Origin of the sequence: Rhodococcus sp. NPDC060176 (genome assembly GCF_042728675.1) — a bacterium.
In the GTDB taxonomy this organism is placed as follows: Bacteria; Actinomycetota; Actinomycetes; order Mycobacteriales; family Mycobacteriaceae; genus Rhodococcus_F.
Genome location: NZ_JBHWYS010000008.1, coordinates 32609 through 50897 on the forward strand (window position 1 = coordinate 32609; position 18289 = coordinate 50897).

Annotated in this window: 13 protein-coding genes; 1 reads left to right on the top strand and 12 read right to left on the bottom strand. The window is 61.4% G+C overall.

The window, feature by feature from the left end; genetic code table 11:
• Positions 1–552 precede the first annotated feature (552 nt).
• A complete protein-coding gene (locus ACFWEM_RS27570) occupies positions 553–2295 on the top strand; it encodes a hypothetical protein (protein ID WP_378538944.1) in 1743 nt (580 codons plus the stop codon).
• On the opposite strand, the gene ACFWEM_RS27575 is transcribed toward ACFWEM_RS27570, so the two are convergent.
• The 12 genes from ACFWEM_RS27575 to ACFWEM_RS27630 form a co-directional block, all read right to left on the bottom strand.
• Positions 2282–2851: a hypothetical protein gene (locus tag ACFWEM_RS27575; protein ID WP_378538945.1), complete on the bottom strand. Its 570-nt coding sequence runs from the start codon at positions 2849–2851 to the stop codon at positions 2282–2284. The genes ACFWEM_RS27570 and ACFWEM_RS27575 overlap by 14 nt on opposite strands.
• On the bottom strand, positions 2851–5145 hold the full coding sequence (locus tag ACFWEM_RS27580; protein WP_378538946.1) for a peptidoglycan DD-metalloendopeptidase family protein: 2295 nt from the start codon (positions 5143–5145) through the stop codon (positions 2851–2853). Before ACFWEM_RS27580 ends, ACFWEM_RS27575 begins: the two co-directional genes overlap by 1 nt.
• A gap of 1 nt (position 5146) precedes the next feature.
• A complete protein-coding gene (locus ACFWEM_RS27585) occupies positions 5147–5728 on the bottom strand; it encodes a hypothetical protein (RefSeq protein WP_378538947.1) in 582 nt (193 codons plus the stop codon).
• Positions 5725–6015: a hypothetical protein gene (locus tag ACFWEM_RS27590; RefSeq protein WP_378538948.1), complete on the bottom strand. Its 291-nt coding sequence runs from the start codon at positions 6013–6015 to the stop codon at positions 5725–5727. Before ACFWEM_RS27590 ends, ACFWEM_RS27585 begins: the two co-directional genes overlap by 4 nt.
• A gap of 117 nt (positions 6016–6132) precedes the next feature.
• Positions 6133–6762 carry a hypothetical protein gene (locus tag ACFWEM_RS27595; protein ID WP_378538949.1) on the bottom strand — a complete coding sequence of 210 codons (630 nt, stop codon included), beginning with the start codon at positions 6760–6762 and terminating at the stop codon, positions 6133–6135.
• An 88-nt stretch (positions 6763–6850) separates the two neighbouring features.
• Complete coding sequence (locus ACFWEM_RS27600; protein WP_378538950.1) at positions 6851–9757, bottom strand: DUF3488 domain-containing protein; 2907 nt, start codon at positions 9755–9757, stop codon at positions 6851–6853.
• The gene (locus ACFWEM_RS27605) at positions 9757–12903 is read right to left on the bottom strand and encodes an ATP-binding protein (protein WP_378538951.1); all 3147 of its coding nucleotides are present in this window, start codon (positions 12901–12903) and stop codon (positions 9757–9759) included. The genes ACFWEM_RS27600 and ACFWEM_RS27605 overlap by 1 nt, the downstream gene beginning before the upstream one ends.
• Positions 12904–12911: 8 nt before the next feature.
• A complete protein-coding gene (locus tag ACFWEM_RS27610; protein ID WP_378538952.1) occupies positions 12912–13379 on the bottom strand; it encodes a hypothetical protein in 468 nt (155 codons plus the stop codon).
• Positions 13380–13388: 9 nt separating this feature from the next.
• The gene (locus ACFWEM_RS27615) at positions 13389–13733 is read right to left on the bottom strand and encodes a hypothetical protein (RefSeq protein ID WP_378538953.1); all 345 of its coding nucleotides are present in this window, start codon (positions 13731–13733) and stop codon (positions 13389–13391) included.
• A 158-nt stretch (positions 13734–13891) separates the two neighbouring features.
• Entirely contained in the window at positions 13892–15436 is a 1545-nt protein-coding gene (locus tag ACFWEM_RS27620; RefSeq protein ID WP_378538954.1) for a conjugal transfer protein, read from the bottom strand.
• Between the two features lie 9 nt (positions 15437–15445).
• On the bottom strand, positions 15446–17584 hold the full coding sequence (locus ACFWEM_RS27625) for a hypothetical protein (protein WP_378538955.1): 2139 nt from the start codon (positions 17582–17584) through the stop codon (positions 15446–15448).
• Entirely contained in the window at positions 17581–18195 is a 615-nt protein-coding gene (locus tag ACFWEM_RS27630) for a hypothetical protein (RefSeq protein WP_378538956.1), read from the bottom strand. The genes ACFWEM_RS27625 and ACFWEM_RS27630 overlap by 4 nt, the downstream gene beginning before the upstream one ends.
• Between the last annotated feature and the right edge of the window lie 94 nt (positions 18196–18289).

Sequence of the window (18289 nt, forward strand, 5' to 3'; positions counted from 1 at the left end):
GGATATTGCGATCCATCTCTTGGCACATGCTGTCGGACTACCGCAGTTCGCGGACGAAGGGCGGCAGTTGCAAATGACCGGCTGATGAAGCTCGCCGGATCTTCACTCGTCCACGTCGGACCCGGCACATGGTAGTACCCACAATTCCATCAGAGCCGCGAATCATGCTGTCTGCATACTGAGAATTACCACCCTCAGATATGGCTAAGCCCCGCTCGAAGGCGGGGCCTGTCATAGCCATCCCGGAGCTACCAACTCCAGGATCGGTGTTCATGTACGGGCAGAGCTACCAACTCTGATCCGCGGTTCCCTCTCCAAAGGGGTTTTCCTGTGCGACCAGGATTCCTCGATGGTAGCGCATCTACGCGCGCTGTTCCATCGAGCACACAACACAAGACCGTCACAACTGTCACACCACCTCCATGGCGCGACGTCTTTTACCAGGCATTTCGCGCTTGGACGCCACGAAATTCGTGCCGAATCGACGCGACACGCGGGCACATCTATGCTGATGCGCCGCTCCCTGACCAGCTTCCCGACGAGCCGATCGCGATGTATCTCGCGGACAAACACGGCGCATTCAGACTGCTGGCGTTCGATTTTGATGCACCGCGCAGACCATCGTCGCCAGGTCTGGTGCCTTCAATCGCCGATGCTGTCGCGTTTTCCGCGGCACTCCGTGCACTCGGTATCCCGTACTTGATGACCGCATCCGGCAGCGAGTGGGGACGCCACATCTGGATCCTCTTGAACGAGAACGTCGCCCCTCGAATGATCCGTTCGCTTGCTGAACTCGTCAAAGAACTCCACCCCACTCTTGATATCTCCGCACTGACTAACCCACGCACTGGGTGCACCCGCATCCCTGGTGCCACGCACCGTCGAGGTGGGTTCTCGACCCCTGTTGCAGTCGACGACGAGACTCGCATCGAGGACCTTGCGCGTTTCGCAGCGGGCACACACGCCGCAGATCTCCGGCGCCTCCGGAACCACCTACGCGTACAGCTCAAGGTGTTGACCACCGCCGGAGTTGCCGCCGCACCGCGGCGAGATCGCGTATCGGTTTCCCCATACGAGACGTTGACCGGGCCGGCAATCGTGCCTACTCGTGGTCACGGCTTGAAAATGCGGTCAAACGACGCTGTGCGTCCAGACGCTGCGCTAGCGTCTGCGCTACAGATCCCCGTCGACGGCGCCGCGGACCACAGTCGTCAAGCGTTCAGCCTCTTGCTTCGTATGGCTGCAGCGGGATGGACACGCGCGGATGTCTTAGCCGCCGCGTCGACGGCGCCAGCCCTCGAGTATCTACGCACAGGCCGTACCTCTGGCTCTAGTCGCTCAGCCCGTGCTGATGCCGCAGACTTCACCATCCGGCAATGGAAGCGCGCCAATGACAAGTTCCGTACGTGGAACGCGAACAGGGCGCAGAAGCTCACAACCGTCCTGTCGGTAGGACTGCGGCGCGCTCATTCAATTCAGCAAGCGGCGAGCGCGCACAAGGGCGTTTGGGGTACCGAAGCCGGAGTCCACCGCCGGTCCGTGCTTGACGCACTTTGCCTCATCGCATGCGAAACCGGTGCCGCAGAGTTCGACATTGACCAACGCCGCCTTGCCCTCTCAGCGGGCGTAACACAGCCAACGGCATCACGCTCCCTCAAATGGCTACGCGAAGCAGGCTGGATCAACCGGATTGCAACCCCCGGCGGACTTCAATCAGATAGGTACCAATTGCTTCAGCCTCAGTCTCTGCAATCACTTGAATCACAAGGGGTACCCACCCCCCAACTGCCCCAACAGCTCCTCGCCACCCTGCGACACGCCCGCCACGACCTCTGGACACGCAATGGCCTCGGTTCCAGCTGCGGGTCCACCCACCGTGCCATCCTTGCCGGCCACACCAGCCTGTCGTCCCTCACCCAAGCAACCGGCCTCTCCGCGCCCACAGTCCGCGAGCACCAGGCTCTCCTCCACGCCCACGGGCTGATCACCCGGTCCGGGCACGCGGTGCGGCAACTCGGGGGCGCTCTTCATGCTGCGGCCACCGAGCTGGGAGTTGCTGGTGTTGTGGATGCTCGTCGGCGCCTGTACACCGCGGAATCGCTGGTGTGGGAATGGTGGCAGACGGAATTGGCGTGGCGTTCTGCTCCAGCGGAGGCGAAACCACGGAGGTCCGAGCATCATGTGCGCGCTCTCCGACATCGCTTTCCGACGTTCGCGGATGGCCGTGCTGACTTCGCGGCCGCGTTGGGCCGGATCGTGGCAACTCTGCCACGATCCGACGTCAAAGCTGCGTGATCCGGTCAACTCTCCAACCACCGGGCGTGCTGAGCATGCTGACGAGTAGGACGAACGACTTCCTCGCGATGAACTTCGCTGCACTTTCGATTGTTTGGGTGACTTGCAGCATGCGGTATGCGTTCGTGGCTGTTTGGGGTGGAACCTCCTGCGTACCAACCTCAGCAGACGCGTTGACAATCGCGCGATTCTTCGCCCACTGGTTCCAGTCGTACCCAGGACCTGTCGGAGGGTCGAATGCGCGGACACCTGCCGAAAGTTGGTCGGTCAAGACCACTGAGGCGCGAACCATTCCCTCGTTCTGGTTCCGATCGACACTCGGTAACAGCGTGTATGCGGTCTCCGCGAAGGCTAGAGCGACTTCGTCGGGGTTACTGGTGTCGACATCGGACAGCTCGAGTGTGGGCAGCGAATACGGAATCACCTTCGCCGGTCGTGCTTCGGTGGTTTGAGGTGAGACGTTCGGTTCAGACGAACTGCATCCTGCGATGAGGAGTGTGGTGGTCGTCAGTGCTGCCGCTAGTGCCACGGTTATCCGGCGGTGGGTGTAGACCATTATCCGTACCTCCTGATGTTTTCGGCGTTGTTGAGGTCGAATGGATTTACTCGGAGTGGGACACCGAATGTTGATGCCTCGATTACTTTTCCGTCGCCGATCCAGATCGCGACGTGGCCGGTGCCGTTGGAGAAGACCGCATCGCCTGGCTGGATATCTGCTTTCGCTACTGCGGTTCCTTCCTTGACTTGGTCCCAAGTGCCGCGGGAGAGGATGGTGCGCTGGTTCGATGCCTGCGCGACGGCGTACTGGACGAGGCCGGAGCAGTCGAATCCGGTTTCGCCGGTGGCACCGTCACCGGTGGTGGGGCCAGTTTGGTTTCCACCTCCCCACACATACGGCAGTCCCTGTTGGGTCGACGCAGCGGCGATGACGGCGCGCGCGAACGGTGTTCCGGCGACGTTGATCTCGGGTCCTCCAGGAGTTGCGGGTTGGGGAGCGCTGAGGTCGGCGGTGTATTTCTTCATCTTCTCGCGGATAGACGGCACGTATGCCTGGGTCTGGCCGAATGGAGGGATACCTCCGTACATGACGACTGCGCCCTCACCGCCGTTGTAGCCGGCAAGGGCCAGATCGACGATGTCGCCCTTGACTTCACCACTTTCAACGTGCGGTTTGATGAAGTCGACGATGTAGCACATGTACTGGCCCTGGGAGGCGATCGCATCGAAGGGGTTGAAGGCGTCCGGCGCGTTCGGTGGTTCCGGCTGGCCGTCCTTGTCCAGTCCCGAGTCGACGCCCATCGACGCCCACGTTCCGGGCATGAATTGCGAAAATCCCAGAGCTCCACCCTCATTGACTCCATCGCCGGTACTGACCACTTCCTCTTGGAATCCCGATTCCTGTTCTGCTTGTGCAGCGATCACCGGTGGCCCGATTTCCGGGCAGACGTTGCCGGCCGCGATGATGGCGGCGCGATACTTCTCAGGTACGGTGCCTTCGGCGAGGCCTACGCCGGAGCCGCTTGCGGTGGGCTTGACGCAGTCTGCGCTGCTGGAGCCGAAATTGGTTGCGAGAGTGACGGTTCCGCGATCTGCGCCGCCGGGAAGTGTGCCGTAGTTAGTGCTGGATGTGGGTGTTCCGCCGCCTGCGACTGTGACATGTACATGGTCGTAGTGGTTTTGGGTGGGTGAGTGGCGGTCTTCCATGTCGGACCACTCGCCGCCGGCCCAGTAACGTTGCTGCCAAATCAGATCGTCAATGTGCAGGGCGTCTTTGTGCTCCTGCAGGTAGGTGACGATGTTGTCGCCGAGTTCCTTGCCTTTCGGCGTGTCGAAGCCGGGGATCATGATGTCGACGGCGCGGCCTTCGCCATGTGCGCCGGGATCGCCGGGGCGCAGGCCGCCGATGTCGGTGATTTCGGGGAACTTCTGTGCGATGACCCGCATGACTCTGACGCTGTCGACCTGGGCACCGGCCTCGGTGCCTTTGTCTGCGGGGAGGGGCGCGAGTTCGGTATTCGGGTCCGCGGTCAGTGCACGGAAGGGGTCATCGACCGGTGCAGGGGTCGCGGGATCCGCCGGCGGTGCCCGAGTAACGGGTAACTGTGTTCCGCCAGCCGACGTCGGTAGGTCCTGCTTGAGCCATGGGAGTGGATCCACGCCGTTCGCGTAGCTCTCGTAGCCGCCGGGATGAAGAGAGAAATGCAGGTGTGCGCCAGTGGAGGATCCGGCGTTTCCGACGTTGGCGATATGCTGGCCACCGCGTACTTGGTCGCCGACCTTGACGAGAACCCCGTCATCGAACATGTGGCCGTACAGAGTGTCTACTGTTTCGCCGTTGAGGTTGTGGCGCACGACAATCCAGTTACCGTAGCCGCCCGGGTCTGTCGCGACCAGCGTTACCTCGCCGTCGGCGGGTGCGTAGATGGGGGTGCCTTCGGGCGCTGCGAAGTCGGTGCCGTTATGCATGTCGCCGTCGCGCATGCCCCAGCCCGAGCTGATCGTGTAGGTGCCTTGTGCCAGTGGAAACGCCAACGATCCGGCGCGGACACCGGACAGAGATCCGCCGGAGCCGCCGAAGGCGGAGACCCGGTCGCGGCTGACGCCACAATCAGCGGAAGCGGTGGCCGTCGTTCCGGCGATTGCCCCGAAAATACTCGAGAACACAGTGCCGATCATCAACATGGCGATCGCGCATAGTGCAGCGAGTGCTCCAGCGATTGTGACGTATAGCGGCCATCGCTTCTTTGGCGCCTGGCCACCGCCCCCACTTTTGCCCGCCATGGTTCCGGCGGCCTTCTTCGCGGCTCCGACGGCGGCCTTACTTGCGAGCTTTCCTGCTACAACCCACATCTCAGGCGCCGCCCGTGACCGCGAAGGCAATTTTGTAGACCGTCAACTCGGCGCCGTCGATGCCGGGTTTCTTGGGTCCGACAACGACTTCGAAGTCCACGTTCTGCCAGTGCCCGTCCTCGATCCGGCGGGCCAGAAGTCCGAGCACGTAGCGTTTGGAAGGGATTTGAATCTTGAGGGTTCCGAAGCCCTGGTCCGTCACTGATGCGGGGAGCGTGGGTGTGACGTCTTGCGCTTGTACTTGTTGATCCCAGGTCCATCCCCACATCGCGTCGAACGTGTCTGTCGCTTGCTCGATGACGTTCTTGTCTGCCCACTTACGCCATGAGTTGATCCAGGTTTGACCAGGCTGTGGGGCTGCGGGCGTGAATGTTCCGTAGGCCTTGATGAATTTTGTCGCTAACTCGACGGCAGCGACCTCATCAACTGTGGTGAAGCTGTGACTCGGCTCGGAACTGCCGGTGAGTCCCTCCCCTGCCCCAATGGATGTGTGAGGATTCGATGGCGAGGGCGGATCGTCTGCGCAGCCAGTGAGCGCCAAGAAGGCGACGCAGAGAGTGATGGCCGCGAAGAGTCGCTTCATCGGAGACCGCCACGACGGCTCCGACGCAGTCGGCGCCATCCCCACAGAACTGCAGCCGATGCGAGCTCGAGGGCCACCAGTGCCAGGAAAATTCCTGCGAGCCGGGTACCGAACCGTCCTACTGTGGCTGATTCTGAAGTCGAAAGGCCTGTGGCCATGAGCATCAGGACCACCCACAGCGCGAGTCGTGCACGCAGTCTTGTCGCCAGTGCTTGTCCGATGCGGTCGATTGCGGTGGCGGCGTGGCGCCGTACCTGCAACTCGTCCATGCTGGTTTTGCTGCCCATGGGAATTCCTCGGCCCTCCGGAGTTGTGTGATCCCGGGCAGCTTTGCGTATGGGTTCTCCACACAGAGGGGCCGCGCCAGAAGAGAATTGGCGCGGCCCGCGACTAACTCTTGAGCGTTACGTGAGTAGGGCGAGCAGGAATGACATGAACATCACCACCCCGATCACAACGAGGAAGAACCGCTGGCGGGGGATACCGAGGATCAACTCGGGGAAATCGTCTTCCTTAAGTCGGCCGAGGCCGGCCGGATCGACCATCTTGCGGCCGGCGACACTCTCGCGCAGGCTCCCGATTCCGCTGCGGCGGGGTGCCGCATCGTTTTCGAGTGGGTCGATCGAGTCAGAATCCGCCCCACCGGCAACGGTTTGCCTCCGCTGAACACCCCTGGCTTCGGCGAATCCGTCGACGAGCGCAGCCATCGTAGGTGCATCGAGGGGAACATGAATCTGCTGCACCGTGTCATCGTCGATGGGCAACAGAACAGAGAGCCGAGTATCGCCGGTGTCGGTATCGAATAACACCTGCGGCTCAAATGCGAAGACCACGTCGTCGTCGTCGCTGTAGGGGGCTTCCTCGGCTGAATCGTATGCGGCCATGGCGGCTGCGAAGTCATCCCCCGCGGGATCAGGGTCCGTGCTGGGGGTGAACTCCCCCATGGATGCGAAATCTTCCGCACCATTGAGAGTTTCGGCGGAGTGAGCGCCGCCCGCGGCCGGTTGAGTTGGGGTGTCTTGGGTGTGGTCCATGGATTGTCCTTCGCAACGACTGTGAGGTTGTGTGTAGCTGCGTGGTTCTCCACCGATCTAGATCAGTGGAGAACCACGCTGCGCTCGATCAGGATTTTTTCCCGGCGTTGCGCTTGGCTTCCTGTTCGGTCTTGTACTGCTGCGCGGCTACCTGCCTGGACGGATTCAACTTGCGGTTCCCCCAGTCCTTCGTACGCATCGCCGCGAATTGAGCTTGGAACCGTACTTCCTTGCCAACACGCGCTGTCGTATCGACGGCCCTGTTGGTGCCGGCCCCGTTGTACGTCGGGGTCCTTCCGCGAGCGCCTTGGTAAGCGCCGCGAATCGCCCCGCCAGTGCCGGTGATCGGCGCCGTGACCATTCGGCGCGCAGTCACCCGAGCCACGCCCTTCTGGTCCCGCACAGAATCAAGATTCGCCTTGTGCGTGCCGCCGAGAGCATTGACCGTGCCCACACCTGCTCCACGCACCACACGACCTGTTGCCAATGTGGCGCTCTTGCCTGCCTGAGCAGCTCCGGGGATTGCTCGCTTGGCGCCGTTGTTCAACGCCCGTGGAGCTTGCGAGATCTTGCGAGAGGCGGCGTTGTTGAGTTGCCGTGCGCCGGTGGCCTTCGTCATGCCCTCGCGCGTCTTGTCGGCAACATTCATATTCATGGTGCCGGCCTGTGGCCGGATCATTTCGTCGACCTTGCGGATCAGCTTCCAGAATCCGAACAGCACCATCCCAACGATGAGGATTTTCATGAAATCTTCCAGCTTGGACCGGAATACCAGGCAAATCAGGAAGATGATCAGCGTCATGACCAGCCCGTAGACAGCCCGCGCGGAAAATGTGTGGAGGACGTTGAAGGCCCACTCTTTGGCTAGATGGCTTTTGCCGGAGAATGTGGCGGCGGCCAGGACTACCGGGCCGATCATGAACAGCGCGAACAATGTGACGTGCCAGACGAGTGTGATGATCGACAGCGATATGAGAGCAATGGCGATTACCAGCGTGCCGACCAAAGACGAGGACGCCTGGGTGAGGCGCTGCAGACCGTTGGTACCAGTGAATGAGTTGTACAGCGTTCTGGCGTCGACCGAGGATTCAGGTGCGGCCGGTGCGTCGTCAGCGCTCTCTGCTGTGGCGTTCACACGATCGGCCAGAACCTTCGCTGCCGCGAAATACGGAACGCACTGCTCGGCCTGTTCACGACCTTCGGGTGAGCCGCCACCGAGGCATTCGGTGATCTGGTTGCCGATTGACGGGCCACCTTGCTGAACGATCAAGTAGGACCGCAGGTCATGGCACATATCGAGATTGGTGTAGCACGGCAGGCCCTCGCCTGCGATCTTCGCATCATCGCCATAGCGCACCCCTTGAACAGGATTCCCCTGTGTCTGCTGGGTGGCCGAATCAACGAAGATTGCTTCAGAGCCGCTCGGACCGAACTGGCCGAGCGCCCATGGCCGGTAGGCGAGTGTTTCGGCGAGGACACACGATGACAACCGCTGACCCAATTTGGAATCGTCGCCAGAAGGAACGTGGCAGAATTCTTCACCGGAATCAGTGCTGATGTTGCTCAGAACTCCGGTCGTGACGGCGGAGTTGAGGCCACCGATCGTCGAGTCAAGCGTGCTCGCAATGGTGTAGAAGCCAGAGCCGTTCGGATTCTCCATGCTCGGGCCGCCATTGTCGCTCAGCGCAAGACCTCCGAAGATCACACCGCCGAGAACCATCACGCCCATCGATGCCGCAACTTTTCCGAGCGCTTCGCGGCCTCCGCCACGCACTGCCGCGAAACCGACGGCTAGGGCACTGCAGATCACAGCTATCGACATGATTGGCACGGCGCCAGAGACGAAGAAGTTCGCGACCAGTGAATCGGACTTGTCGTAAAGCCACGCAACAGGATTCGGTCCTTGTGCAAACTCTTTGAGTGCGATCGTAGCTTGGAGCAAATACAGGTTGACGGTGAAGACCGCGTTGCCGGCCATAGTCCACATCCACGCCGGGATGCTGCACATATCCGGCTTGACCGGATCCTCCGGACTCGGTGAGTACTGCCAATTCACCCAATCCATGCCGCGAAGCCCGGCAATCTCATAGAGCGTGTACTTGGTCATGTCTTCATTGGCAACCAATGTGACGTCGGCAGCGTTCTCCGAGACCTGCCCAGTTTTCGAGTCCGTAGCGCCAGCCAGATTCTTATTCGAAAACCAACTTTCCGGCCCCGCACCGACCGGTTGCTGCTCGAGGTTGGGAGCAGTCAGCCCACACATCGCTTCCTGTACGGGTTCGGTGATCGATCCGATGATGCTCGACAGACCGAAAGCCTGTGCCGGGGCCACGGAACCGAGCATCATCGTGCCCGCCAACAGTGCTGCCGCGACCACAGCCGTGACAATCCGTTGGACGCGGACCACGAACCGCATCCGCCCCGACGCGGGCAGTTCCGCGGTCGGCGCCAACCTCAGCCGCCACCACACCACCACCAAGGCGAGGAGAAGTCCTCCCACTGCGGCGCCTGACGACTTCGTCCACGTCTGAACAGGCAGTGTCGCCATCAACACCAACTGCGCCAAGCCCACCGTGATCGCAGGTGAGACACCGGTGCGCGGTGAGCGCAGTACCAGCAACGCGATAGCCCACAACCCGACGAGATATGCCGCGTAATGCGCGAAGCCTCCGTCGATCAGCGTCGCCGCAGACGATGTTCCGCCGACAGCGACCACCGCGCCGGACAAGAACACCGTCGATGCCACAGCCAGTACCGCTGACGAATTCCGCTTCCATGCATAGGCGGTCACGCCGATCACTGCGATGACCGCAGCGATCACCAGCGAAGACGAGAGACCTGTGGCGTTCAAGATCCCGCCGGCGACAATCGCGACTGCGAACCACATCGACAGTCGCAGCGTGAATCTCGGTGCGGCCATGACCTCTGCTGCCCGCATGGCAACCGAGGTCACAGAGCCCTGCCAACCGGTATCCCGCTGCTGTACGACCGCCATCAGGAAACCTCTTCCATATCTGTGTAGCCGTCGCCGTAGAGCTCGGCGAGCTGCTGGTCAGCTTCGAAGTTCGCCTCTTCGAGAGCTGCCTCGTTCTGGCGAATGAACTCTTCCCACTCGGGGTCGAGTTCGATGTCGTCGGCGTTCTCGTACGTGTGGCCGTGGGCTTCTCGGATGCCGGTCCGAACCTCCAACATCGTCGTCGGATCGATCTCCCACATCCGCCCATCGCTGGGGATCGGTTGCGACTGAGCCAGCGGGCGGGCGGCGGCGTTCGTCTCGGTGGCTCGTGCCAGCTCGGCGAACATCTGATCCACCGAGATCGTCGAGACCCGGTTGTCGACATCACGCATGACACAGCGCCCTCCGCGCAGCAATCCGCCGCTTCCCTCTTCCAGGAGTTTGCGGGCAAGCGAGGCGGTCTCAGAGGTGTTGTCACCACTGGTGTCCCGCAGCAGCTGGAGCGCGAGCCCAGCTTCAGCCGGCGACTTCTGTCTGAAGATGAAGACTGTGCCGAACTGGTTGGTGTCCGCTTCACCTGCGTCTTTTGCTTGCTGCTCCAGCTCCTGAACGTCACGGGGCTGCTGAGAGATGAACACGATCACAAGGTTCAACGAGCGCCCCTGACGTAGACCCCGCGACAGGATCCCCTGGCCTGTCTTCTGCCTGGCGATCATGTACCCCTCGTCGACGAACAGTGCGCGCGGCGGCACCGCCATCATCCCCGTCACCGGGTTCCGGATCGGGGTGTCGTCAAAAAGGTTCTGCACCAGCGACAGAGCGGTGAACATCGCCGCAGCAGCATTACAATCGGACTCTGACCAGGACATTGGTTCGTCAGGCTTCTGCGGCGGTGTGAATCCGTGCATCGTGAAGATCACCCGCCGGCGACTCATATCACCCATGTCGACCTGCGTGCCGTTGCCGACGAGCAGTTTCGCGTATTTGGTGGCACGCGCCCGTTTGAAGCGGTTGATCACCCGGTCATAGCGTTCGATCTTCTCGATCGCTCCCAGCGCATTTGGGTTCTCAATATTGACAGCCATCTTCTCGAGGCCAGCGCGCTTCACGACGAGGAACGTCTCCAAAGCTCCCATCGACGGCACGAACGGATCCACACCTTCGAGGAGCTGACCGCTCTGCTGCGCCTCGTACGCCTCCTTCATGGCAACAAGGCCCAGCTCGGCGACTGCGCGGTCCTTGTCATCCTTGAAGAGAACCTCGATCTGACCGCGCGCGAGATCGTCGGCATCCGCATAGGACTTGCACAGCGACCACGCATCCATCTGACCAGCGACACCACGAGCGAGGCTGACGATCGTCGTGTCATGCCAGAACGCTGCATTGATCGGCTCGAACTTCGACTGCGGCGTGCCGAGAATCCCAGATTCGGTTTCCTTCTGGAAGTCCGGATCCATCACCTGATGCCCGAAAGCGATGTAGTACGTGAATTTTTCGAAGTCGTTCTTCGGGTCGAGCACCATGCATTGAGTACCGGATTCGGACTCCCAGAAGTACATCAACAACGCCAGCGTCGACTTGCCGCCACCGGATGCACCGATGATCGCGATGCCGGCACCGCGGTCCCTGGCGACCTGCACGTGCATGCCGAAGTGTGCTGGTGAACCGTTGCTGTAGGTGTATCCGATGGGGAACCCTCGCCAGCCTCGGGTACGGCCCCGCTCGGATTGGACCGCGTCACCGACCTGGTCGTTGGAGTCGAGACGGGCCACCGCCGGCGCCCACACGTCGGTGACACGCTCGCCGATCTGCACACCACCACTCTTCGACGCGATGAGACCGCCGAACACCTTGCCGTGGAAATCGCCCGGCAATTGCTCTTTGAGAAGTGCGGACTGGGCGCGCGGCACGCGAACCATTTCGATGTCGCCCATCGCAGTCCGAACGTCTTCCTCCGCAGCAGCGAGTTCTCGAGGCGAGGCGGCGGACAACACCAGCCTCAACCGGCCGATCATCGCAGGCTGGGGTTGGGCGCTCGCTTCCTCGAACAACATCTCCGCGCGTTCGTATTTGGCGTCGAAGGCGGGATCCTCGTTCGCGGCGCCCTTGGTGCGGTCACGCTGTTCGTCTTTGACATTTTTCGCGACCTTGAGAGCACGGTCTTTGAAGTCGACCGCCGTGAGCAGTTCGTATCGCCATGAGAGTTCCGTCGCACGCGGCAACTGAGCAAGGATGGGGCCCCAGGCGATAGCAGGATTGAATTCGACCATCGGGGATGCACTGCCGACAACGAGTGTCGTCGCGAAGGTCGACCGGTCTTCACCAGTGTCCGGATCTGAATCGAAGATCTCGACGTAGTCCTGCCCGTTGCGGCCGCGGAAATTGACTGCCATGTCAAAGAAGCTGTTACGCAGGGGCTTCGATGACAAAATCGGTTGCTCGGAAGGGAACCGATGCCCTGACAAGGTCTTGCGGATCAGCCAGATCAGATCCCCGCGGGTGCAGGGTGTGGCACGGAAGGGCGCCAACTGCATGTGGACGCGGATCGCCAGGTCACGGAACGGCTGAAGATCGGAACTACGGAAGTGCTCGTCTGAAATTCCCGTGACATGAGTGGCGATCGACGACAGTGGATCAGGTACGGATTCGCCCGTGAAATCGCCCAGTCGCACCATCAAGAATCGTTGACGCTCTGGTGTCGACTCGGTCAACAGCTCCGATACCTGCGGGATCAGTTGCTTGAATAATCTGCTGGGATGCCACAGGGACTTGAGATACCCACGCTGCCACTCTTCCGTGGAGGAGGGGCGATAGCGGATTAGCTCGTGACATAAAACTGACGAGCCCCGGAAAACTGCCAGCAGGGTGTTGTACGTGTGCGCGACGACTTCCGCAGCATTCGCCTTCTCCCCATCAGTGAGGTACTCGTCCGTGGTACCGGCCAGTTTGAGTCCGGTCCACACGCTGTCCCCGTGAAGGAAGATCAGGTCGTCGGCGTAGCGGTACGGCAACCGTTCGCGATCTTCGTGTGTGGTGCGCTGGATCGGCGACCGTAACGACACCGAGGCGGTCTTCTGTCGAGCTGCGAGTGCATGCGCGTTTTTCGCTTGCTTTACCTGCCGCCTGCGTGAGAGGTAGTACGCGAGTGGGGCGCCGATGACCAAAACGACAAGGAGGACGGTCATGTGTGTGCCTACTTCCTGCGGGTGCCGTACGGGACAGCGGGTGGGAACGCGTCATGATGAGGCGGCATGTCCTCAGGTCGGAAGAAGAGCACCTGCCAGTGCAAGTCGGTGGGATAGTCGTCTGCGCCTTCTCCCTGCAGCATCGCGGGCTGAAACAACCAGTAATCGAGCCACAGCGCTGCCCCCTCCAAAGGGGTGACCTTGCCTCCTGTGTCTTTGGACAAGAGGGTGTACGCGATGACAGCGACGACGACACCGATAACCAGTCCGACCCACCACCACGGAAAGTCGACTTTCCTAAGGAACCAAGTCAGGCCTCCGCCGGTGAGCGCGAAGGCGCCAAGCGCCCACCCCGCGCCAACGAAGTCCACACCTGGGCCCAGTGAGTACTGGTCCATCGTGAACTGGCGAGACCGGTGCCGAAACAGGTCGGTCCAGTCGTGGGAAATGATCCTGGTGTCGTCATTGGCTGCCATCGCGACTACCTATTGACCATCGACGACGGAAACGTTGCCGCCTCCAGTGCTGGAGCCGACGTCCCGGCCGACCTTGGACAAGACGCCTGGGACGAAAAGGGCCAGGCCGATGACCAACCCTGCGAGCCCCCAAATACCGATCGATTCGACAGACTCGCGCATTTTTCCCTTACCAGCACCGCCGACCTTGATCGCGATGATGATGCCGAGGATGCCCAGGATCGTCAGGCCGAGCTCCATCATGTTGTCCTGGACGGAGTCGAGCATCCCCTGGAGGCCGCCCCATCCGTCGCTCGTCTGGGCGAGCACTGTCACCGAAGGGTCCGCCGCAACGGACGCAAGTTGATCCCACATGCCATGTTCCTTCCGTAGGTGTCTGACCTCGGCCGACGGCTGTCATTCGATGTCGCGTGGACAATCCCACGCGGGTTCTCCACCCCCGAGATCCAAAGTTGAAGGCGCCTGTTCCGGGCGACCCCTTGCAGGTGTTATCCACCAGCGGGATACCGGGGTCAGCCAGGGACACCAGCAGGATCGAACTCCCCGGGCCGTGAGCTCGGCGGCGTGCTCGGAGCCGGTGGCCGCGACGAAGTTGCACTACTCGGAGACGTCGTCGTCGAACCGCTCTCGGATTTGTCGGACGAGCCGGCCGTATTCGGCACTGCGCCACCGGTCGGGTCGAGGGCCGATCCGATGACGTCGACCACTGCCCATTTGCCCTGAACCTGCCGCACTCGAATCTGATACGACGCTGACTGTTTGGTGTTCGTCAGAGAGTTAGTCCACTGCACGTGCGTCTCAGCGATGACCTCATCGCCGGACTCGTACTTGATGCCTCCCCCAGTCACCGAACGACCGGTGTACACGGTCACCCCGGTTATCGAAGGGCTCACCAGCACTCCCCGTAGTCCGGCCCGTGCGGTGAACGTCGCGTCCTCGGTCAGTGTCAGGTTCAGCTGCTGCCCGTCGGAACTTCCCCACGCCAGCAGGAAAGGTGCGATTACGGTGTCCTTCAATTGGCCTGACAACGCCGAGTCTTTTGTGCGTGTTTCGGTGTACGACGGTGGCGCTCCGAGGCGATTCGAGGGCATGAACCCCACATTTCCGACAACGCGCATTTGCGTGGGATCGGCGCGATCATTGACCCAGACCGGTACAACCGCGTCGACGACAGTTTCGGTGTCGTATACAACCGAATAAGTAAGGTACGCAGCAGATCCCGCGTTGTATCCCTTTACCGATTTCACTTCACCGGTGAACATCACGTTCCGCGGTTCCGCGGCCTCCGCAGTAGCCGTCCCCGAATAGCCACAGCCCGAATCGGTTCCGGACGTCGCCATCCGCGCGAGTGCCTCAGTGCGAATGCGCGCCGCCCCAACATCTGCACCAGCAGGACGGGTCAGGCAAATATCGAGATATCGCTGCCCGAACGCTGCCGCCTGTTCAACCGGAAACGCGGACAACCGAAAACGCAAAGCCTCGTCCTGCGAAATCGCACCCGATGCTGGAATCCGAGACGAACCCTGATTGACGCCAACAGCAAACGCGATCCCTGTACCCACGGCAAGGACACCCAATGGGATCCCTAAACGGACAAGCAGTTGCTGTCCCTTTCCGTGTGACGGCTTTCCGCCGATCGCAGGTACATCGAAGTCATCGTTGGTGAGCCCGTCGTATGTGGGTTCGGCCGTCGAGCTGCGGAGTCGTCGGGCTTTGGCGATGAGCTGGCTGCGCTTGCCCGAGAGGCTGTTACCGGCTGTCGGGGCTGTTTGCGGTGGCGGCTCGTGAGGGGTGGACTCGTACGCGATGGGTTCAAGATCGCGCCACGGCGGCGGTGTGGGGCGTGGACTCGCCGCAGGTTGACGTGCAGGTGGGCTGGGCGTGTTAGCGGTTGGCTGTTGCGTGTGGGTCGGTGCATTGTGAGGTGACCGGACGGGGATTGTGGCAGTGCGCTCGACGTTTCGGTCGCGTCCGTTCGCATGTTCCATGCTGGGTTCGCTGGCGGCGGGCATGGGATGCACCGGTCGGTACCCGGGTGGAGGTGTCGGATTAGACATGTATGAGCCTCACAGATCAGTTGCGTCGAGCGGTGCGGACACGTTGGGAGTAGGGGGAAGATTCCCGCGCTCCGCTATTGAAGAGGTCGCCTTCTCCACGCGCGCCGGCTGCGAGTTCGCCGTCTCAGGTTGCGTGGCGTTGTCCCAGGGGGAGCTCCAGTCATCCCAGTCCTCGGTGGCAGCTGTCGCAGTCCCCGCGTCGGCGCCCGCGTCGGTCACCGAGTCGCGGTCCCACGGGCCGGGACCCGGATCTGGCGGGAGCGGAATGTCCTCCGCCAGATCGCGGCTTCCTGAAACGGGACACTCGACACGGCTGGGGGCCTGAGTTGCCGCTGGCGCCCATGGGTCCGCGGCCGCTGGCACGACGATTCCCTCAGAGGGCAACGTCACTGCTGCGGACGTGACGGTCGCCGGCAACTGCAATTCACCGTCGGCATAGTCGGGCACACCGGTGGCAGCAGCGTCCGATGACAGCACGTGCGCAAGCACCTTGTCTGAACGAACTCGTTGCTCGAGGTGCTCGAGCACCTCGTCTCGCTGTGTCTCCGCTTTTTCCACGTCAGCTGCCACGGCGAAGAAGTCGTGGCTGATCGGTGGCTCCTTCACTGTCACCAACCGCAGTCGTTCAAACCACATGTTCGGCCCCTCTGGAACCGTATGTGTGGTGCGCAATGTCGGACTCTTTGCTGTCCATACGAATTCGCGGGTATCGGTTTCATCATCTTTGACCAGTTCCTGCAGCGTCCCCGCCGGAATTCGCGTTTCGCGGACGGAGTCGGTCATGCCCGCATTCAGTGCACGAGCGCCTGATCGAAGGCGCCATCGGCCGCCGACGTCAATCTCGTGCTTGATACGGGGCTTGATCTTGTCGACTTGCCCGGAGAATCCACAGACAGTCTCGTCATCAGCCTCGGATCCCAGCTGGAACGCAAACATGTTGTAGACGAGCTGCAGCACCTGATTAGCCCACACGCCCGTCCCGTCGACAGCAATGAAGTCTCCCCATCCTTGAGAGGACAAAGTCACCCGAATGCCCTCGTTCGAAGACTTGTTGAGCAACCCGAGAAGGGCGTTCGCTGCTGCCATCGACTTTGCGGACCCCAGTTCCTCGACCTGCACGATGAACGGTTTCCATGGCGTTGCGTCCGCCTTCTGGCTGGTATCCCCGGTCAACCGGCGCACGTCGATGATGTTCTTACGCAACGTCGAAGTGGCATTCTGAAGATCGAGGAGCACCATCGTCGAAACCAAGATCGAAAGTGACCGGTAGTCGTTCGAAGGCAGCGAGAACACGATGATTTCACCCTGGAGGACTGCTCGCACGAGGTCGATCGTGTCCGTGTTGTCGCGACCTGGCCGGAGGCGTCCACCGAGGGCGGAGGAGTTCGCAAACTTCGAGATGGTGGTCTGGCTATCGGAGATCGCGCCGGCGAGGACACTCCCCCTCTGAGTCTTCTGATTCATCTCGGACACGCGATGCTGCAGCATGGTCACACGCCTTCGAGCATCTACCTCACTCATCGACGGGTGTGCGCGTAGTACGGCATCAATGGTGAGTTTGTTTGCAGCCTTGTCTAATTCCGCTATGTCGAGGACTTGGCTGAGAGTTTCGAGACCACCCTTGCCTGCCGAGAGCCCTGTCAGATCTGCGATGTCGAATGCCAGCATGACAACGTCTTCGGCGGTTCGTAGATACGCGGCAGCGTCACCGTCGCGGTCGACCGAGTTCAGCAGCATCGATGTTTTGGAATCGCCATTGCCTCGTACGAGTGGGTCGTAAAACGAGGGTTCAGCGCGGGCATATGGATGTGGTCTGTGGTAAGCGCCACCGGACTTCTCGTTGAGAGTGAAGTGATGGAATGCGCGGTGTTCCTGCTGAGCGACCTCTGCCCAATAGGCGGGAATGTCCAAACCCCCTTTGTAGTCGAGGATTACGGCGCCGCCACCGGTGGTGCGGACCTGTTGGGAGTTGATCGAGTTCGCGAGGCGCGTTTTGCCCGTCCGCATTCCGCCGATCACGCAGCAGGGCAGCTTGAAGGTATCCAAGGGGCACAGAACGGGATGCCCGTAGATGCCGACACCGAGTGCGATTTGCCCCGATGGGAACTTTGGCCCACGCAGAAAGGATGGGGTCAGGTTGGTGGTCATCGTTTCGTCTCCGAGGTAGGGGCGACGGTGAAATTGCCGGCCCGGATTTGCCGTGCGACGCGATTGGCGCGCCGCTTGTCGAGAACCCCTACTGGGCGGTGATCGGAGAACTCAGGTCCTTCGATTTCACCGAGCTTTTGGCGCTTGAATCGGCGCACCCGGGTATAGACGGCAGTGATCAGGAATCCGACAGGTAACCCGAACAAGAGCTGGCCGAGCATTGCGGAAACGAATTCAGACGTCGCGAGAGAGCTGAACTCCTCGCCGAGGTTCCCGCCCAATCTGTCGAGGACGGAGGACACATCCAGTCCCGCGAGGCCTGACAGCAGCCACACGGGTAGCCGGAGCGGTTGCAACAACCATCCGACTACCGATCCGGACATGATCACTGCCACTGCGAAGCTGACACACGTCCAGAGCAGCCACCATCTGCTGCGCACCCTGCGACGTTCGACCGTCAACAACGCTGCGACCGTTATGGCGATCGTCACGGGGATTGTCACTGCTGCGACAATCCCGAGCAAGATTCGCCCGCCGGCCGGGATTCCACCCTCGTCGTTCTTTCCTGACGATCCGCCACGCGCATCGTCTTCGTCGTAATCATCGGCCATCCGGTGTCTCCTTCCGAGCCGGGAGTGAAGTCGGGAGGAGTGTTGCGTACGGGTTCTCCAAGCCCGAATGCCTTCCAGGAGTCAGAGGCCCGAG